Annotated in this window: 11 protein-coding genes and 1 pseudogene; 6 read left to right on the top strand and 6 right to left on the bottom strand. The window is 72.0% G+C overall.

Annotation, left to right across the window (positions count from 1 at the left end):
* Positions 1 to 14 precede the first annotated feature (14 nt).
* Together OG943_RS08115 and OG943_RS08110 are read right to left on the bottom strand one after the other, a co-directional pair.
* Positions 15 to 1,619, bottom strand: coding sequence for an ABC transporter substrate-binding protein (locus OG943_RS08115; protein WP_328609074.1), 1,605 nt, complete (start codon positions 1,617 to 1,619; stop codon positions 15 to 17).
* A gap of 131 nt (positions 1,620 to 1,750) precedes the next feature.
* A complete protein-coding gene (locus OG943_RS08110; RefSeq protein WP_328609073.1) occupies positions 1,751 to 2,560 on the bottom strand; it encodes a hypothetical protein in 810 nt (269 codons plus the stop codon).
* 135 nt (positions 2,561 to 2,695) lie between these two features.
* Between OG943_RS08110 and OG943_RS08105 the strand changes: the two genes are divergently transcribed.
* Positions 2,696 to 3,910, top strand: coding sequence for a cytochrome P450 (locus OG943_RS08105; RefSeq protein WP_328609072.1), 1,215 nt, complete (start codon positions 2,696 to 2,698; stop codon positions 3,908 to 3,910).
* Positions 3,911 to 4,059: 149 nt separating this feature from the next.
* Positions 4,060 to 5,058: an LLM class flavin-dependent oxidoreductase gene (locus tag OG943_RS08100; RefSeq protein WP_328609071.1), complete on the top strand. Its 999-nt coding sequence runs from the start codon at positions 4,060 to 4,062 to the stop codon at positions 5,056 to 5,058.
* Between the two features lie 116 nt (positions 5,059 to 5,174).
* Here the strand turns inward: OG943_RS08100 and OG943_RS08095 are convergent, their stop codons facing one another.
* A complete protein-coding gene (locus OG943_RS08095; protein ID WP_328609070.1) occupies positions 5,175 to 6,470 on the bottom strand; it encodes a VCBS repeat domain-containing M23 family metallopeptidase in 1,296 nt (431 codons plus the stop codon).
* A 173-nt stretch (positions 6,471 to 6,643) separates the two neighbouring features.
* On the opposite strand from OG943_RS08095, the gene OG943_RS08090 reads away from it, so the two are divergent.
* Both OG943_RS08090 and OG943_RS08085 read left to right on the top strand, forming a co-directional pair.
* On the top strand, positions 6,644 to 9,418 hold the full coding sequence (locus OG943_RS08090; RefSeq protein WP_328609069.1) for an AfsR/SARP family transcriptional regulator: 2,775 nt from the start codon (positions 6,644 to 6,646) through the stop codon (positions 9,416 to 9,418).
* Between the two features lie 63 nt (positions 9,419 to 9,481).
* Entirely contained in the window at positions 9,482 to 9,958 is a 477-nt protein-coding gene (locus tag OG943_RS08085) for an RICIN domain-containing protein (protein WP_328609068.1), read from the top strand.
* Between the two features lie 84 nt (positions 9,959 to 10,042).
* Here the strand turns inward: OG943_RS08085 and OG943_RS08080 are convergent, their stop codons facing one another.
* On the bottom strand, positions 10,043 to 10,630 hold the full coding sequence (locus OG943_RS08080; protein WP_328609067.1) for a TetR family transcriptional regulator: 588 nt from the start codon (positions 10,628 to 10,630) through the stop codon (positions 10,043 to 10,045).
* A gap of 195 nt (positions 10,631 to 10,825) precedes the next feature.
* Between OG943_RS08080 and OG943_RS08075 the strand changes: the two genes are divergently transcribed.
* Both OG943_RS08075 and OG943_RS08070 read left to right on the top strand, forming a co-directional pair.
* Positions 10,826 to 12,322 carry an MFS transporter gene (locus tag OG943_RS08075; protein WP_328609066.1) on the top strand — a complete coding sequence of 499 codons (1,497 nt, stop codon included), beginning with the start codon at positions 10,826 to 10,828 and terminating at the stop codon, positions 12,320 to 12,322.
* Between the two features lie 146 nt (positions 12,323 to 12,468).
* Positions 12,469 to 13,320, top strand: a complete 852-nt coding sequence (locus OG943_RS08070; RefSeq protein WP_328608918.1) for an IS5 family transposase — start codon at positions 12,469 to 12,471, stop codon at positions 13,318 to 13,320.
* Positions 13,321 to 13,377: 57 nt separating this feature from the next.
* On the opposite strand, the gene OG943_RS08065 is transcribed toward OG943_RS08070, so the two are convergent.
* Entirely contained in the window at positions 13,378 to 14,874 is a 1,497-nt protein-coding gene (locus tag OG943_RS08065) for an FAD-dependent monooxygenase (RefSeq protein ID WP_328609065.1), read from the bottom strand.
* A gap of 60 nt (positions 14,875 to 14,934) precedes the next feature.
* A pseudogene (locus tag OG943_RS08060) lies at positions 14,935 to 18,177 on the bottom strand (type I polyketide synthase); the annotation flags it as partial.
* Positions 18,178 to 18,179 lie beyond the last annotated feature (2 nt).

Below are 18,179 nucleotides of genomic sequence, written 5' to 3'. Positions count from 1 at the left end.
AGCGAAGCCCCGGCTCATGAGTCGGCCAGCCACAGGTCGGCGAGCGCGGGGGTGCCCGAAACCTCGTACCGCACCCCGCGGACCCGCTCCGCCAGCGCCAGTGACCGGGGCGAGGTGTAGGCCGGGACGACGTACGCCTGCTCGATCACCCGGTGCTGGACCTTGCTGTACAACGCGTTCCGCTCCTGCGGGTCGAGGGTCGCGCGGGCGGCGTCCAGCCACGCGTCGAGCTGCGGATCCCGGACCCGGCCCTGGTTGCTCCCGCCCTTGGCCAGGAACCGCTGGGAGTGGAACAGTTCCCGCAGCACCGCCGGGTCGGCCGACGCCCAGGCGACCGACTTCACGTCGTACTCCCCCGCGATCACCCGGCTGGCGAACTCCGCGCTGTCGACCGCGCTCAGCACCACCTCGATGCCGGCCTTGCGCAAGGAGTCCTGCAGGGCCACGTCGAACGTGCGCCGGTCCGCCGTGCTGTAGTCGGCCGCGAACGGGAATTCCGCCCGCAGCCGCACCCCGCCGCGGACGCGGTAGCCGTCACCGTCCCGGCCGGAGTACCCGGCCTCGTCCAGCAGCCGCGCGGCCGTTTCCGGGGAATAGCCCCAGGTGCCGGCCAGATCGGCCGCGTACCCCTGGGTTTTCGGGGTCAGCACCGACCAGGCGCGCTGGTACTCACCGCGGAAGACGCCCTTCACGATCGCGTCCAGGTCGATCGAAGCCTGCACCGCGCGCCGCACGGCCGGATCGTCGAACGGCGGCCGGGACACGTTCAGGTAATAGCTGTACGGCGAACCCGGGACCGGGTTCTGCTCGATCCGCAGGCCGGCCTGCTTGCGCAAAGTGGACAGCCGGGCGGACGGCATCTCGTCCGCCACGTCGACCTGGCCCGAGCCGACCGCGCCGACCCGGGTCTGGTCCTCCGGGAGGAAGGAAACCCGGTACCCGTCCAGGTAGGCCTCGCCCCGGTTGAGGGTCCCCTGCGACGGCCAGCGGTAGCCCGGGCGGCGCCGGAACACGGCTTCCTGGTTGGGCACCACCGATTCCAGCGTGAACGGCCCGGTGCCGGCGAGGAACTTGCCCGACGCCAGCTCCTTCCGGTGCTCGCGCAGGGCCCGCGGGGAGTGGAAGCCCAGGTAGGTCGTGCTCAGCGCGTACAACAGCGACGAGTACGGCTCGCTCATCCGGAGCACCACGGTGTGTTCGCCGGTGACGTCGACCTTCGCGAGCGGGCCGAGCAACGACAGGGGAAACCCGGATTTCGTGGCCGGGTCGACGATGTGCGCCAGGTTGTCCCGCACCGCGGCGGCGTTGAACGGCTCGCCGTCGGAGAAGGTCACGTCCTCGCGGAGCCGGAAGGTGTAGGCCAGCCCGTCCGGCGTCACCGTCCACCCGGTGGCCAGCCACGGCCGGAACGTGCCGTCGGCGCCGTACGCGACCAGGGAGTCGAAGACCGGGCGGAGCAGCACCGCGGTGATGTCGGTGGCCGCGGCGTGCGGGTCCCAGGAGTCGGCCTGGGTGGCGACCGCGAACCGGAGCGTGCCGCCTTTCCGGGGCGGGCCCGCGGTGTTCAGCCGCTGCACCCCGGCGCAGCCGGCCAGCCCCAGGAGGGCGCCGCCGGACAACACGAGGAAGCTCCGGCGGGAGTGAGGGGAAGCGGGCAGCGGCGAAGTACCTCGTGATGTCTCGGACAGCAGTGTTCGGGATGACGCTGTGTCGGATGACGCTGGCTCGGGGCGTGCGGGACCGGCCGGGCTCATCGGCCGCGCAGGGCGGAGATGACCGGGGTGAAGCCGGCGACCAGGTTCTGGTGCATGGACAGGTATCCGAACCCGAGGTCCCGGGCGTCGGCCCGGATCTGCCCGGCGATTTCCGCGGCCGAGCCGAAAAGCGCGTGCGGCAGGTCCAGCAGTTCCTTCTCGGTGAGCGCCGGTGCGGCCTGCGGGCGCAGGGTGGCCGCGGCCCCGGCCCGGTCGTCGGTGAGCACCAGGTGCTTGACGCCGAGGTTGACCTCGACCGGCCGGCCCGCCAGCTCCCGCACCCGGCCGATCTGGCCGGCGATCCGGGCCCGGCTGTGCAGGTGCAGTCCGCCCCCGGCCACGATGTCCGCGCCGACGATGGAGACGATGTCGGCGCGTTCCGCGGCGAGCGGGATGTCGTCGTCGGTGAACACCGCGAGCAGCACCCGTGGCCGGCGGCCGGGTTCGATGCGCGCCTCGACGGCGTCCAGCGCGGCGGCCACCGCCGCGGGACCGGCTTGCGGACCGGACGGCTGCGGGACGCCCAGCCCAAGTTCGAACCGGCCGCCGCTGAGGGTGATCGCGGTGTCGACCTCGCGGGCCAGCAGCCCGGGCGGCCACTGCGACGGGTCGATCAGGTACGTCCCGGTGGCGGCGCCCGCGCCGGCGGCGACCGCCAGTGTCTGGAAGGGCGATCCCATCCCGGGGTGGTCGCTGGTCACGACGGTGTCGTAGCCCGCGTCGAGCGCGGTCCTGGTCGCGGACGCCCACTCGGCCGGCGGGGTGAGCAAGAGACTCGCGGCGAACCGGAGGTCCTCGGTGGGCACCTGGCGTCCTCCACAACGGGCAGATCGGGGTTTCGCGGGGTCGGGCTCCATTCTCCGAAGCGGCGCCAAAGATCCGCTAAAGCCGCGCCAAGGACCGATTCCGCGCTCCGGCATCCGTTCTTAGAGTGCGCAACCATGACCAGTCTGAACCCGGCACTGCCGCAGGAAACCGGATTCCCCGAGTTCCCGATGCAGCGCACGTGCCCATTCCAGCCCCCGCCGGGGTACGCGGAACTGCGGGCGGGCGGCCCGCTCACCCGGGTCGCGCTGCTCGGCGGGCGCACCGCGTGGGTGGTGACCGCGCACGCGGTGGCCCGGACGCTGCTCACCGACCCGCGGATCAGCTCGGACTGGACCGACCCGGCCTTCCCGGTGCTCAGCCCGGTGCGCGGGGTGATCCAGAAGCAGACCGTGATGATCGGGATGGACGCGCCGGACCACACCCGGTACCGGCGGATGGTGATCCCGGCGTTCACCGCGCGGCGGATCAACGGCCTGCGCGAGACGCTCGACCGGATCGTCGACGAGCGGCTGACCGAGCTGCTCGCCGGGCCAGCGCCGGCGGACCTGGTGGACTTCGCGGTGTCCGTGCCGTCCATCGCGATCTGCGGCCTGCTCGGCATTCCCTACGACGACCACGAGTTCTTCGAGACCGAGACGCGCAAGCTCGTGCTGCGCACCTCGGCCGAGGAGGCGGGGGCCGCGCTGGGCAGCCTGCAGCGCTTCCTGGACGAGCTGATCGGCCGCAAGCTGGCCGATCCCGGCGAAGGCCTGATCGACGACCTGATCGGCGGCCCGTTCGCCGACGGCCGGATCGACCGGCCGACCATGGTGCAGATGTGCACGCTGATGCTGATGGCCGGGCACGAGACCACCGCCAACGTCATCCTGCTCGGCCTGCTGACGCTGCTGGAGAACCCGGCCGAGTTCGCCGCCCTCCGGGCCGACCCCGAGCTGGTGCCGGGCGCGGTCGAGGAACTGCTGCGCTACCTGTCGGTCGCCGAGACCATTCCCCGGGTGGCCACCGGCGACGTCGAGGTCGAAGGCGTGCTGATCCGGGCGGGCGAGCCGGTGCTGCTGGCCAACTCCGCGATCAACCGCGACGGCGACGCGTTCCCCGGGCCGGACCGGTTCGACGTGCGGCGCGCCCCGCGGACGCACACCGGCTTCGGTTTCGGCGCCCACCAGTGTGTGGGCGGCAACCTCGCGCGGGCCGAGCTGGACATCGTGTTCCGCGCGCTGGCGGCGCGGCTGCCGGAGACCGTCCGGCTCGCGGTGCCCGCCGGAGAGATCCGGCCGAAGGGGCCCGCCGGCCCGCAGGGGATCTTCAGCCTGCCGATCACCTGGTGACAAAAAACCGTCCGTACCCGATACTGGGCGCGGACGGTTTCCCCGCGCCCGGGACGAACGGCATTCGACTCCCCGTGCGCGGCCTGGTGGTCCCGGCGGTGTGCACCGGAAAAACCCCGTAGTCCGAATCAGATTGGGAAACCACTGTCATGTCCGCTTCTCCTGTCCTGAGCGTGCTGGACACGCATCCGGTCTTCGAGGGAGTCCCCGCGCAGACCTCCATCCGCAACGGCCTCGAGCTGGCCCTCGCGGCCGAACGGCTGGGCTACCACCGGTACTGGGTCGCCGAGCACCACAACACCCCTGGCCTCGCCTCGTCCGCGCCGACGGTGCTGATCGGCCGGGTGGCCGCGGCCACCGAGCGGATCCGGGTCGGCTCGGGCGGGGTGATGCTGCCCAACCACCCGCCGCTGGTCGTGGCCGAGCAGTTCGCCACGCTGGAGGTCTTCCACCCGGGCCGGATCGACCTGGGCGTCGGCCGCGCGCCGGGCACCGACCCGCTCACCGCCGGCGCGCTGCGCCGTTCCTCGGACCCGTTGTCCGCGCAGGACTTCCCCGAGCAGGTCAAGGAACTCGAGTACTACCTGGACGGCGGGAAGACCCCGCGCGGGCCGGGCCTGGAGATCCGCGCCGTCCCGGAGATCCCGGCCCGGCCGCCGGTGTGGATGCTCGGGTCCAGCCCGTCCAGCGGGCTGCTCGCCGCCGGGCGCGGCATGCCCTACGCCTACGCCAACCACCTGCGGCCGGACGCCGCCGCGGCGGCCACCCGCGCGTACCGGGAGAACTTCCAGCCGAGCGAGGCCTTCCCCGAGCCGTACGTGATCGTCACCGCGTTCCTGATCGCCGCCGACACCGACGAAGAGGCCGCGTACCAGTCGGGCTCGCTGGCGCACGCGCTGGTTTCCGGGCGCAGCAACCCGTTCTCGCTGTTCCCGCAGCCCGAGGACGCGGCGCGGCGGCCGCTTTCCGCGGCGGAACTGCAGCTCGTGCAGGCGTCGTTCGCCGGGCAGCTGATCGGCTCGGCGGACACCGTCAAGGCCCAGCTGGCCGACCTGGTGGACCGCACCGGCGCCGACGAGGTGATGGCGGTCGCCCCGATCGCCGACCACGCCGCGCGGGTGCACGCGTACGAGATCCTCGCCCGGTAAGCAGTTCCCGCCGCGCCCCAATGTGGCGTTGGTTGCGCTCAACGCACCCAATGTGGCGTTCGGTGCGTTCAACGCACCGAACGCCACATTGGGGCGCACCGGGCGCAGGCCCGGGCTCAGTTGACGGCGAGGGTGTGGTCCGCCCAGCCGTTGCCGATCGGCGTGGCCTGGCCGAACGTCCCGCTGCCCGTGCCGAGCCATTGCCACAGCGTGTTGTCGGACGTCTTGATGGCGACCAGGTCGGCTTTGTTGTCACCGTTGACGTCCATCGACACCACCTGCCGGAACGCGTTCCACCCGGTTCCGACCTGCACCGCGGTGGCGAAGCCGCTACTGCTGCGTTCCCAGAAATACAGCTCGCCGGCGGCGTTGGTCGCCCAGATGTCACCGTCGCCGTCGGCATCCGCGTCCGCCGCCGTGTGCCGCGCCAACGACGCCCAGCCCGCACCGACGAGGCTGCGCTCCGCGAAGGAACCGCCGCCCTTGCCGATGTAGAGGTACATGTTGCCGCCGTCACGGGCGAGGATGTCCGCCTTGCCGTCACCATTGACATCCGCGAACGAAATCCACTCCATCGACGACCACCCGGGGCCGACGGTCACCGCGGGGCTGAAGGTTCCGTCACCGCGGTTGTTCCAGTAGTAGAGCGTCCCGGCCTTGACCGCGAACAGGTCCGCCCAGCCGTCGGCATTCGAGTCGGCGATGCCGATCCGGCTGAACCCGCTCCAGCCCGGCCCGAGCTTGGTCGCCGCCCCGAATCCGCCGCCGGACGTGCCCGGGTACACCCAGGCGACGCCGTCACCGTCGATGCCGACCGCGTCGTCGTACTGGTCCCCGTTGATGCTCTTCGCCGCGCCGTGTGCGCCTCCGCCGCAGTTCTTCGACGTCACATCCCCGGCGGGATAAGGGAATCTGGTGCCGCCGAAAACGGCGGGCTGGATGTTGTCCGGGTACGGGCTCCCGTGCCGCACCTCGTAGTGCAGGTGCGGCTGGATGTCGTTGCCCGGCTTGCTCGTGTTCCCGACGTGCCCGATCAGCTGCCCCTGGGCGACGGTGTCCCCCGCGCTGACCGCCATGTCCCGCAGGTGCGCGTAGTAGGTGAAATAGCCGCTGCTGCCGTGGCCGATCTTCACCAGGTTCCCGTACCCGTTGGCGCTGCCCTGGTTCGCGGCGGTCTCGACCGTTCCGGCGGCCGCCGCGAGCACCGGGCTGCCGAGGTCGTCACCGCGGTTGAAGTCGATCTCCCACGGCGTCACGTGCGCGCTGCTGTCCGGGTTGTTGCCGTGCCAGGTCTGCCCGCAGGGAAACGGCAGCTGGAAGAGCGGTTCGGCCGCCTGCGCGGGCACGGCGACGCCGAGGGACGCGGCGGCGGTCGCGAGACCGGCCACCGCGTACTTCACCCATGTCTTCATCAGGACTCTGTCCTCCCCATAGCTGGGATATCCAAGGGGCAGAGCCTGGCCAGACGCGCTATGCGTTCGCTAACCGCGCCGCGCGCCGAGACCCGGCAATTCCCCCGGATGGCCGCATACGACCTGTCTCGAATGTGACACTCTGAGCGCAAGTGTCAACCAGGGGGACAGGCATGGGAGCTGGGGAGCTTTCGTATCGCGTACTGGGCGAGCCGGTGGCCGAACGCGGAGGCCTGGAGCTGCCACTCGGACCGCCTCAGGCGCGCCGGGTCTTCGCCCTGCTGCTGCTCGAGGCACCGCGCCCGGTCTCGTGCTACCGGATCATCGACGAGCTGTGGGGCGACAATCCGCCGCCGTCGGCGAAGGTGCAGGTCCAGGGACTGATCTCGGGCTTGCGTCGCGCACTGCGCACTCCGGGCGGAGAGCAGCCGATCGTGACCAGGGGCGCTTCGTACGTCCTCGACGCGCGGCCGGAGCAGACGGACACCGGGCAGTTCACGGCACTCACCGCGGACGGCCGCGGGCTGCTGGCCGCACACCGGTTCACCGAGGCCGCCGAACGGTTCCGGGAAGCGCTGGCCCTGTGGCGCGGGCCGGTGCTGGCCGGTTTCCCGGCCGCGCCGGAGGTCACCGCCTACTGGGAAGACCTGCGGCTCACGGCCGTCGAGGACCGGATCGAAGCCGACCTCGGGGCCGGTGAGCACGACCGGCTGGTGCCGGAGCTGCGTGACCTCCTCGGCGCGGCCCCGTATCGCGAACGGACCTGCGGTCAGCTGATGACGGCGCTCGCCAGGGCCGGCCGGCTCGCGGAGGCACTGGACGTCTACCGAAGATGGCGCAACCGGCTGGTCGGCGAGCTCGGCATCGACCCGTCGCCCGCGATCCGGGCGTTGCACGAGGAGATCCTCCGCGACGGGCCCGGAATGGCGGCGCGGGACTACGCGGTGCGCCGGGAGACCCCGGTGCCGAGCCAGCTGCCGCCGGGCATCCCCGATTTCGTCGGCCGCGAGGAGCTGGTCGCCGAGCTGCTCGCCGAACTCGCTCCGGACCCCGGCCGCGGCACCCCGCCGGTGCTGGTGCTGGCGGGCGCCGGCGGCATCGGCAAGACCGCGCTGGCCGTCCGGCTCGCCCATCAGGTCGCGGACGGCTATCCGGACGGCGCGCTCTTCGCGTTCCTGCGCGGCACCACGAACGAACCGCGCTCGGCCGACGCCGTCCTCGGCGGCTTCCTGCGCGCGTTCGGCGTGGCCTCGGACGCGGTTCCGGCCGACCTCGACGAGAGCGCGTGCCTGTTCCGCAGCCTGGTGCACGGGCGCCGGGTGCTGATCGTCCTGGACGACGCCGCCGACGAGGCCCAGCTGCGGCCACTGCTGCCCGCGGGCGCCGGGTGCGCGGTCATCGTGACCAGCCGGTTCTCCCTCACCGGACTGGAACAGGGCCGCACCGCGGCGGTCGACGTCCTGTCCGACGCCGACGCGGCCGCGCTGCTCGCCCCGCACGGCGACGTCACTTCGGTTGCCGCGCAACAGGTCCTCGACCATTGCGGCGGCCTTCCGCTGGCGTTGCGGATCGTCGGCAGCCGGCTCGGCGAGAAGTCCGGCTGGGCGCTGGCCGACGTCGCCGCCGAGCTGTCCGTCGAACGGAAACGGCTGGACTGGCTGCGGGCCGGGGATCTCGCGGTCCGCAGCAGCGTGGCCCTCGGCTACCACCAGCTCGCGCCGGAGGGCCGCCGGCTGTTCCGGCGGCTCGGGCTGCTGCCCGCCGCGGACTTCCCCGCTTGGGCGGCCGCGGCCGTAACCGGCGGCGCGGCCGGCCCCACCGAGGCAGCGCTGGAGGACCTGCGGAACCGGCACATGGTCCAGCCCGCCGGACGCGCCGGGCGGATGCCGCGTTACCGGATGCACGACCTTCTGCGGTCCTTCGCGATCGAAGAAGCCGCGGCGGAGCCGGAACACGAACGGGCCGCCGCGGTCGAAAGCGCTCTCGGCGGCTGGCTCCGGCTGGCCGAAAAGGTCGCGAACCGCCTGCCCCGCAGCGTGCTAAGACCCGAGCCGGGCCGCGCGACACGAAGCCCGTTCGGCGAGGCGGACCCGCTGACAGCCGAGCCGATGTCGTGGTTCCAGACCGAACTTCCCGCGCTCGAAGCCGCCGTCTCCCACGCGGCGGACGCGGGTTTGGGCGAGCTGGCCTGGGAAATCGCCGTCATCACGTCTTCGTACTTCGACCACAACGGCTTGTATTCCGAATGGTGGCGATGCCACCAGCGGGCGCTGGGCGCGGCGAAGGCGTCCGGCTGCGAACGCGGAGAAGCGGCGCTGCTGCGGGGAATCGGCCAGATCCACCTCTACTGGGACGACTACCCCGAGGCGACGAAGGCGCTTGAGGAGTCCTACCGGATCAGCGAGCGGATCGGCGACCCCGGCGGCCGGGCGCGGGCGCTGACCGGCTTCTGCGTCGTCGCCCGCTCGACCGGTCGCCCGGACGAATCGCGGGCGCTGGCCACGCGGGCGCTCGAGATCTTCACCGGCATCGGCGACATCCTCGGCATGGCGCACCTCCAGACCTCCCAGGCCGTCGCGAGTATCCACTTGGGACGGCTCGACGAGGCGGAAGCCGCGCTGGACAAGGCCTGGCGGCTGTGCGTCGAACTCGACGATCCGCACCGGATGGCGCTGGTCCTGCGCCGGCAGGGCCAGCTCCAGCTGCGCCGCCACGATCCCGGCGGCGCGATGTCCTGCCTGCGGCGCGCGCTGGAACTGCTGGAATCGATGTCCGACGAACTCTGCGCCGCCCAGGTCCGCCTCGACATCGGCCGCACCTACACCACACTGGGCGAGCGGCAGGCCGCGACCAGGGCGCTGATCGACGCGTCGTCGCACTTCACCAGCGCGGGAAACCGGAGCAGCGCCGCGGCCTGCGCGCGGCTGCTGGACGCGTTGACCGCTTAGCGGATCCATAGCACCCGGCGGCACGCTCCCGGACGTGAAGTTCCCGCACAGGAAGGCACGTCCATGAGACTGAAGAAATCGAGCTTCGGCGCCGGAGCCGTACTGGCCGTCGTGGCCCTGCTGTCCAGCACGGCGACGGCGAACGCCACGGTCGAATCCAAGTCACAGCGCTTCGCGAACTGGACGTACCAGCAGTGCGTCCAGGGCGACGCCTCGAACGCCAACCTCTATCCCCGGACCTGCAGCACCTCCGTGCGCCTGCAGTACTGGACCTGGTCCGGCGTCTTCAACGGCAACACCAAGCTGGTGAACCTCGCCTCCGGCCACTGCCTCGACAGCAACGACGCGGGCGACGTCTACGTCCTCAAGTGCGATGCCGGCAGCCACTACCAGGTGTGGCAGGTCCACCTTCCTTCGGGCGGCACGCCCTGGATCGTCAACACGCAGACCCACCGCAACCTCGAGCAGGAGGCCAACGGCACTTACAAAACGATGCCCCCCAACCAAAGCGAGCTCCGCCAGCGGTTCACGATCGGCTGAGGACTTCCCGCTCGGGGCGGAAGTCAGCGCGGTGCCGGGTTCCCCAGGCCCGGCACCGCGCCGCCGCCTTTGCCGGGCCGCCCCCTACGCCCCGGCCCCGGCCAGCGGCAGCAGCACGTCGTCCACTATGGACTCCAGCTCGGCGGCCGTGAGCATCGGACGGCCCAGGGTGCAGTCGTACATCACCATCGCCGGGGCCACCGACGCGATCCGCGCGTTACGCGGGCCGGCGTCGACGCCGCAGCGTTTCATCAGTTCCAGCAAGCGGTCCTGGCACGGGTCGAGCACGCGTTCGCGGAACAGCTCGCGCAGCATCGAGGTGTCCTCACCGCTGTGCGCGGCGACCGCCTGGAACGCCGCCCGCTTCGAATCGAACAGCGCGGCGTTGAGGTAGGACACCAGCTCGATCATGCCGGCGCGCAGGGTGGTGCTCTCGGACACCTCCGGCGGCGCCGGCAGCATGTCGCCCAGTGTGTCCCGGACCAGCTCGTCCAGCGTGCTCCACCGCCGGTACAGCGCCGCCTTGCCGGTGCCCGCCGCCGCGGCGATGCCCTCCATGCTCAGCCGGGCGTAGCCCACCGAGCAGAGCTGCTCCACGGTCGCGGTGTAGACGGCGTGCACGAGGTCTTCGCCCCGGCGCCGGGTCTTCCGCGGCGCGGCCGCCTCCGTCATGGTCTCTCCTCCGTGTTCCACCGGCTACGTCGACGGGGGTCACCATTGCCCACGCAGCGCCCGGCTTGTATAGTGCACGTTGCCGTTCACTATACCGCTTCGACCACACCGTCCGACGGGCCGCACACCTGTCGAAACCGTTCACCGCGCTGCCTTTCCGGCCGCGCTTGGCCCCACCGTACCCGAGGAGAATCCATGTCGAGTTCGCCGCAGCCGCCCGCCGGGCAGGGAGCGGGGGTGAGTCCCGCCCGCGTCACCGCGCTCACCCTGGCGATCATCGTCTCCTGCGAGCTCATGCTGATGCTCGACAGCACCATCATGAATGTCGCGCTGCCGATGATCGGCCAGGGCCTCGGCTTCAGCCCGAGCGGGCTGTCCTGGGTGACCAACTCGTTCCTGCTCGCCTTCGGCGGCCTGCTCCTGCTGGGCGGACGGGCCGGGGACATCCTCGGCCGCCGGCGGGCGTTCCTGATCGGCGTCGCGGTGTTCACCGCGGCGTCGCTGCTGGCCGGGGTCGCGCAGAACCCGGCCTGGCTGATCGCCGCCCGGGCGCTGCAGGGGGCCGGCGCGGCGCTGGCCGGGCCGAGCACGCTGGCGTTGCTCACCACCAACTTCAGCGGCGACCGGCAGGCCAAGGCGCTGAGCGTGTACTCCTCGGTGACCGCCTCGGCGATGACACTCGGCCTGATCCTCGGCGGGATCATCACCACACTGGCGAACTGGCGCTGGGTGCTGCTGATCAACGTGCCGATCGGCCTGCTCGTGCTGCTGCTCGCGCCCAAGCACGTGGCCGAGTCGCCGCGGCACAGCGGCCGGTTCGACCTCTCCGGCGCGCTGACGTCCGCGATCGGTGTGCTGGCCGTGGTTTTCGCCCTGGTGCGGACCGCCGACCACGGCTGGGGCGACCCGGTCACGCTGGTGATCCTGGCCGTCGGCGTGGTGCTGCTGGCGGTCTTCGTGGCCATCGAGCGCCGGGCCGGGCAGCCGATCATGCCGCTGGGCCTGTTCGCCAACCGGGCCCGCGCGGCCGGGTTCACGAACATGCTGCTGGTGCCGATGGTGACCATGAGCTTCCAGTTCCTGATCATCCAGTTCCTGCAGCTGGTGCTGGGCTTCTCCCCGCTGCAGGCCGGGCTGGCGTTCCTGCCGATGGCGGTCGGCCTGCTGATCACCTCGCGCACCGCGATCAAGGTGCTCGGCCGCTACGGCGGCAAGCCGACCGCGGCGGGCGGGCTGGTCCTGCTGGCCGGCGGGGCCGGCTGGCTCATCTCGATCAGCGCGTCGACCACGTACTTCGGCGGCGTCTTCGGGCCGATGCTGCTGGTCGGCCTCGCGCTCGGGCTGATCATCGTGCCGATCAACATGGCCATCATGTCCACTGTGGACCCGGCCGACGCGGGCGCCGCGTCCGGCGTGCTCCAGACGACCATGATGACCGGGTCCGCGCTGGGCATCGCCATCCTGTCCGCGATCTACGCGAGCACGGTGGACTCCCAGTCCGCGGTGGGGATCAGCCACGAGTCCATCGCGCTGGGCATGCGGCACGGGTTCATCGCCAGCACCGTCTTCGCCGTGCTGGCGCTGCTGATCACGCTCGTGATCCTCAAGACCCCGGCTCCGGCTCCGACCGCTGCCACCGCCGTCGAAGAAGAGGCGCCGGCGCAGGCCGAGCCTTCCAGCTCCGCTTCCTGACCCGCACAAAAGACTCGTGAGTGGCTATGACGGTTCTAAGTGCCTGTTTGTGATCCCGGTTTCGGGTATGGGTCGGGCCTCTGCTAGTGATCTTGACACCACATCTCGATCTCTAGCAGAGGCCCGGTTTCCCTTTGTACCTTGCCGTGGATCGGCCCACGTCAGTGGGCTGTCGTTCCCGTCGCTACCCGTCGGACACCACCGATGCCGAGTGGGCGTTGCTGGAGCCGTTGCTGCCCAGGCCTGCATGTGCGACCGAGCTGGGTGGCCGGCCGGAGAAACATCACCGGCGCGCGGTCGTGGACGCGCTGCGCTACGTGACCGACAACGGCATCAAATGGCGGGCGTTACCAGCGGACTTCCCGCCATGGCAGACGGTGCACGGATTCTTCACCCGCTGGAGCAAAGCCGGGGTGTTCGACAAGATCCGCGACCAGTTGCGCGAGAAGATCCGGTCGCGAGCGGGGCGGAATCCGGCGCCGTCCGCAGCGGTGATCGACTCCCAGTCGGTCAAGGCCGCCGAGACCGTCGGCCGCCCGTCGCGCGGCTATGACGGCGGGAAGAAGATCGACGGCCGCAAACGCCACATCGCCACCGACACCCAAGGACTGCTGCTGGTGGTCCTGATCACCGCAGCCAGCGTGCAGGACCGCGCCGCAGCCCGCGACCTGCTCTCGGCGCTGCACACCGCCTACCGCGGCATCACCTGGGTCTGGGCCGACGGCGGCTACACCAGCAAAGCACTGGTCGACTGGGCACAAGACACACTGCATCTCACCTTCGACATCGTGAAGAAAATCGTCGGCCAGACCACCTTCATCATCCTGCCCCGGCGCTGGGTCGTCGAACGCACCTTCTCCTGGATCACCCAAGCACGCCGCAACGCCCGCGACTACGAACGACTACCCGACCACTCCGCCGCATTCGTCAACAACGCCATGATCACTATGATGACCAGACGCCTCACCCGCCCAACAAAGCGGGCCAGAACCACCTAACCAAGTTCCAAGACAGGCACTAACCGTCATAGCCACTCACGAGTCTTTACCCATTGGCTACCGGCAGCTGTGGCCGAAACACGAGCGCAGCGCGTCGCCGACCCGGTACGGCTCGGTGCCGTCCGGGTCGACCGCGGCGACGCGCCCGTCCGGGCGGATGAGCAGCCGGGTCCCCGGCGAGTCCAGATCGGACACCTGGACCAGCGCCAGCCCGCACACCGAGTCCGTGGCGCCCACGGCGTCGAGCCACTCCGGCTCGGTGTAGGTCAGCGCGCCGCGGCCCCGGCGCAACGCTTCCGCTACCTCGCCGCCGCCGAGCGTCTTCAGCCGCGCCGGGCTGAGCAGGGTCCCGACGACGCTGTCCGGGTCGGTCCCGTCCGGCTCCGGGTAACGGGCGTCCAGACCGGTGACCATGTCCACCAGGTAGTCGTTGACCTGTGGCAGGCCGACCAGCGCGGCGAACAGCTCCCGCAGCTGCGCCACTCCCGGCGCGGGCGCGCCGAGGGCCAGCTGCGCCGCGGTGCTGTCGGCCGCGGCCACCGCGACCGGCTGCCGCTCCCGCTGGTAAGTGTCCAAAAGGGTCTCCGGCACCGTCCCGCGCAGCACCGAGGACAGCTTCCAGCCCAGGTTCACCGCGTCCTCGACGCCGGTGTTGATCCGGGCTCCGCCGAGCGCGGGGAACACGTGCGCCGCGTCGCCCGCGAGGAACACCCGGCCCTCTCGGTACCGCTCGGCCAGCCGTGTGCGCTGCCGGTATCGCTGTGCCCACACCACTTCGGCGGCCGACGGCAGGTCGGCCCCGGTGACCCGGCGCAGGCCGGCGGCCAGCTCGTCCGCCCCCAGCGGGCCGGTCCCGGCGTCCTCGCGGGCGCCGAATTCGGCCGTCATGAACCGCAGCAGGCCGTTCCCCGCGGGCGCGCCGGTGTAGAAGCCGCCGTTGCCGGGATGCCGGCGGACGCCGAACAGCTCCGGCGGCAACGTGGCGAAGTCCGCGCGCAGGTCGCCGACGAGCCCGTACGACGGGATTTCCGTTTCGCTCGCGCCGATCCCGGCCAGTGGGCCGACCGGGCCGTCCGGACCGTCCGCGCCGACCAGGTAGGGCACCCGGAGCTCGTACGCGCCGTCCGGGCCGCGCAGCCGCGCGGTCACCCCGCCGGCGTCCTGGGTGAGGTCGACCAGCTCCGTGCCGCGGCGCAGGTCCGCGCCCAGCGAGACGGCGCGCTCCGCCAGCACCCGTTCGACCGCGCTCTGCGGCACCAGGTAGGCGTTCTCCCGTTCGGCCGCCCGCACCGTCGGGTCGAGGCCGACCAGCGCGAAGTGCGCCGCGGGCAGCACCGTGCCCACCGCCCGGATCGGGTCCAGCCAGTCGCGCTGGGCCAGCAGCTCGGCCGTGCCGATGTTGATCGCGATGCCCGGCGCGTCCGGCCGCGGCCCGGGACTCCGGTCGACCAGGACCGTCGGTATCCCGACCAGCCCGAGCTCGCAGGCCAACATCAAGCCGGTCGGCCCACCGCCGACGATCAGGACACTCGGGTCCGGAAGGGCCTCTACCACTACTCTCACCTCATCGTAAATGGCTGAAAAAGATCAGCACTGCGGACGTCGTTGTTCGCTTCAGCCGGGCGCGTGGCCCTTGGTCAGTTCGGCGTGCAGGTATCGGACCAGGTCGTGCGGGGTCGGGTTTTCGAACACGACGACCGGGGGCAGCAGCAGCCCGGTCGACGCGCAGAGCCGGTTGCGCAGCTCCAGCGCGGTGAACGAGGTGAAACCCGCGTCGGTGAACGGAGTGCGCGCGTCGACCGCGTCCATCGAGCTGTGCCCGAGCACCTCGGCCGCCTGGCTGCGCGCCAGGTCCAGCAGCAGTTGGAGCTGTCCTTCGGGGTCGGCGGCGGCCAGCAGCCGGAGCAGCTCGTCGGACTCCTCGCTCACTTCGGCGACGGCCACCGGCTCGGGCTCGGGGGCGCGCCAGGTGGCCAGCGCGGGCAGGACCACGGTGAGCGCGTCCCGCTGCTCCGGCGTCAGGGTCAGCCGGGCCGCGAGGGCGTCGACGTCCGCATCGTCCACAGCGGACCAGAACGCCGCGTCGCCGCGTCCGCCGGCGGCCGGCCCGGTGAGCCAGTAGTCGTTGTGCTGGAAGGGATACTTCGGCAGTTCGACGTGGCCGGCCGGAGTGGAGCCGAACAGCCGGGACCACTCGACGTCGATGCCGCGCACGGAGGCCTGGGCCAAGGCCGACATCAGCGACACCTCCGCGTGGCGCTTGCGCCGCAGCAGGGGCACCGCCGTCACGTCCTGGTCGGCCAGCGTCGTCTGGGCCAGCGCGCTGAGCACGCCGTCCGGCCCGGCTTCGAGCATCAGCCTCGCGCCGCCCGCGTGCATGGCCCGCACCGCGTCGGCGAAGCGGACCGGCGAACGCACCTGGCGCACCCAGTAACCCGGGTCCCGCAGCTCGTCGCCGGCCAGTGCCCCGGTCAGCGTGGAGTACACCGGGATCCGTGCGGCCCGGAAGGTCAGTCCACTCAGGACCCGGGCGAACTCGTCGAGCATCGGCTCCATCAGCGCGGAGTGGAACGCGTGGCTCACCCGCAGCCGCACGCATTTGACACCGCGGCCGCGCAGCACCGATTCCATCGCGGCCACACCTTCTTCGGTGCCTGACAGCGTCAGTGCCCTGGGCGCGTTCACCGCGGCGACGCCGACCGTCCCGGTCAGCGCGGGATCGATTTCGCCGAGCGCGGCCAGCACGTCGGCCTCCGTGGTGGCGGCCGAGGTCATCGCGCCGCCGGACGGCAGCGCGCCCATCAGCGTGGCCCTGGCGGCCACCAGCCGGGCCCCGTCCTCCAGGTCCAGCACGCCCGCGGTGACCGCGGCCGCGATCTCCCCCACCGAATGACCGCAGACGTGCGCGGGCACGACCCCCAGCGAACGGCAGACTTCGGCCAGCGACGCCTGCAGGGCGAACAACGAGGTCTGGGCGTAGACGGTGTGGTCGATCAGGTCGCCCTGGCCGCCGTAGACCACGTCGGCGAGCGGCTTCGGCAGCGACGGGTCGACCACCGCGGTGACCCGGGCGAAGGTATCGGCGTAGACACTGCCGAAGACCCCGCCGGGAGCGTGCAGCTCGGCACCCATCGCGTCGCGCTGGCTGCCCTGGCCGGTGAACAGGAAGCCCAGCGCGCCACCGGTTTCGGCCGATCCGGTCGCGGTTCCGCGGGCCGTCCGGCCGGCCGCGATCGCGGTGAGGCCGTGCCGCAGGTCGTTCCGGCCGGTGCCGGTCACCACGGCGCGCAGCGGGTGGCCGGCGCGGGCGGTGACCAGCGCGCGGCCGGCCGCCCACGGGTCCACCTCCGGGTCCGCGGCGAGCTCGGCCAGCCGGGCGGCCTGCTCCCGCAGCGCCCCCGCGGACCGGGCGGAGAACACCCACGGCACAGGACCGTCGGCAGAGGGGGTCACCGGGACGGCCGGTTCCGCCGCCGGAGCCGACTCCAGGATCAGGTGCGCGTTGGTGCCGCTGATGCCGAACGAGGAGACCGCGGCCCGGCGGACAGGTCCGCGTTCCGGCCACGGCACCGCTTCGGTGGCGAGCCGCACGCCACCGCCTTCCCAGTCGACGCGCGACGACGGGGTGCCGGCGTGCTGGGTGGCCGGCACGACCTGGTGCCGGAGCGCCTCGACCATCTTGATCACCCCGCCGACCCCGGCGGCGGCCTGGGTGTGGCCGACGTTGGACTTGAGCGAGCCCAGCAGCACCTCGTCTCCCCCGGCGCGGCCCTGGCCGTAAACGGCCTGCAGTGCGGTGATCTCGATCGGGTCGCCCAGCGTGGTGCCCGTCCCGTGGCCCTCGACCACGTCGACGGACTCCGGGCCGAGGCCCGCGTCGTCGAGCGCGGCGCGGATGACCCGCTGCTGGGCCAGGCCGTTGGGCGCGGTGAGGCCGTTGGACTGCCCGTCCTGGTTGACCGCGGACCCGGTGAGCACGGCCAGCACGCGGTCGCCGTCGCGCCGCGCGTCGGAAAGCCGTTTGAGCACCACGATGCCCACGCCCTCACCGAACCCGGTGCCGTCGGCGTCGTCGGCGTACGAGCGGCACCGGCCGTCCGGGGACAGCCCTCGCTGACGGCTGAACTCGATGAACGGCCCCGGGTTCGACATGACCGTCGCCCCGCCGGCCAGCGCCAGGGAGCACTCCCCCGCGCGCAGCGACCTCATCGCCAAGTGCAGCGACACCAGCGAAGACGAGCACGCCGTGTCGACGGTGATCGCGGGCCCGTGGAAGCCGAAGGTGTACGCGACCCGGCCGGACGCCACGCTGGGCGAGCTGCCCTGGCCGAGGAACGCCTCCAGCTCCGGCGGCGCGGCCCCGAGCCGGGTGCCGTAGTCGCTGTACATCAGGCCGACGAACACCCCGGTGTCGCTGCCCCGCAAGGCGCCCGCATCGAGCCCGGCGTCTTCGATGCCCTCCCAGCCGACCTCCAGCAGCAGCCGCTGCTGCGGGTCCATCGCCAGCGCCTCCCGCGGCGCGATCCCGAAGAACCCGGCGTCGAACCCCGCCGCCTCGGGCAGGAACCCGCCGGACCCGGTCACCGAGTGCCCGGTGCTGGCCGGGTCGGGGTCGACCAGGGTGTCCAGCGCCCAGCCCCGGTCGCCCGGGAAGCCGGAGATCGCGTCCACCCCCTCGGTGACCAGGTTCCACAGCGCGGCCGCCGAATCGGCGCCGCCGGGATAACGGCAGGCGGTGCCGATCACCGCGATCGGCTCCCGGCCCGCCGCTTCGGCCGCGCGCAGCCTGCGCTTGGTCGCCTGCAGGTCGATCGTGACCTTCCGCAGGTACTCCACCAGCTCCTGCTCGCTGGGCATGA

The sequence above is a fragment of the Amycolatopsis sp. NBC_00345 genome, assembly GCF_036116635.1.
Classification (GTDB): domain Bacteria; phylum Actinomycetota; class Actinomycetes; order Mycobacteriales; family Pseudonocardiaceae; genus Amycolatopsis.
Note: the sequence above shows the minus strand (reverse complement) of the source record. Positions and strands in the feature narration are given on the sequence as shown.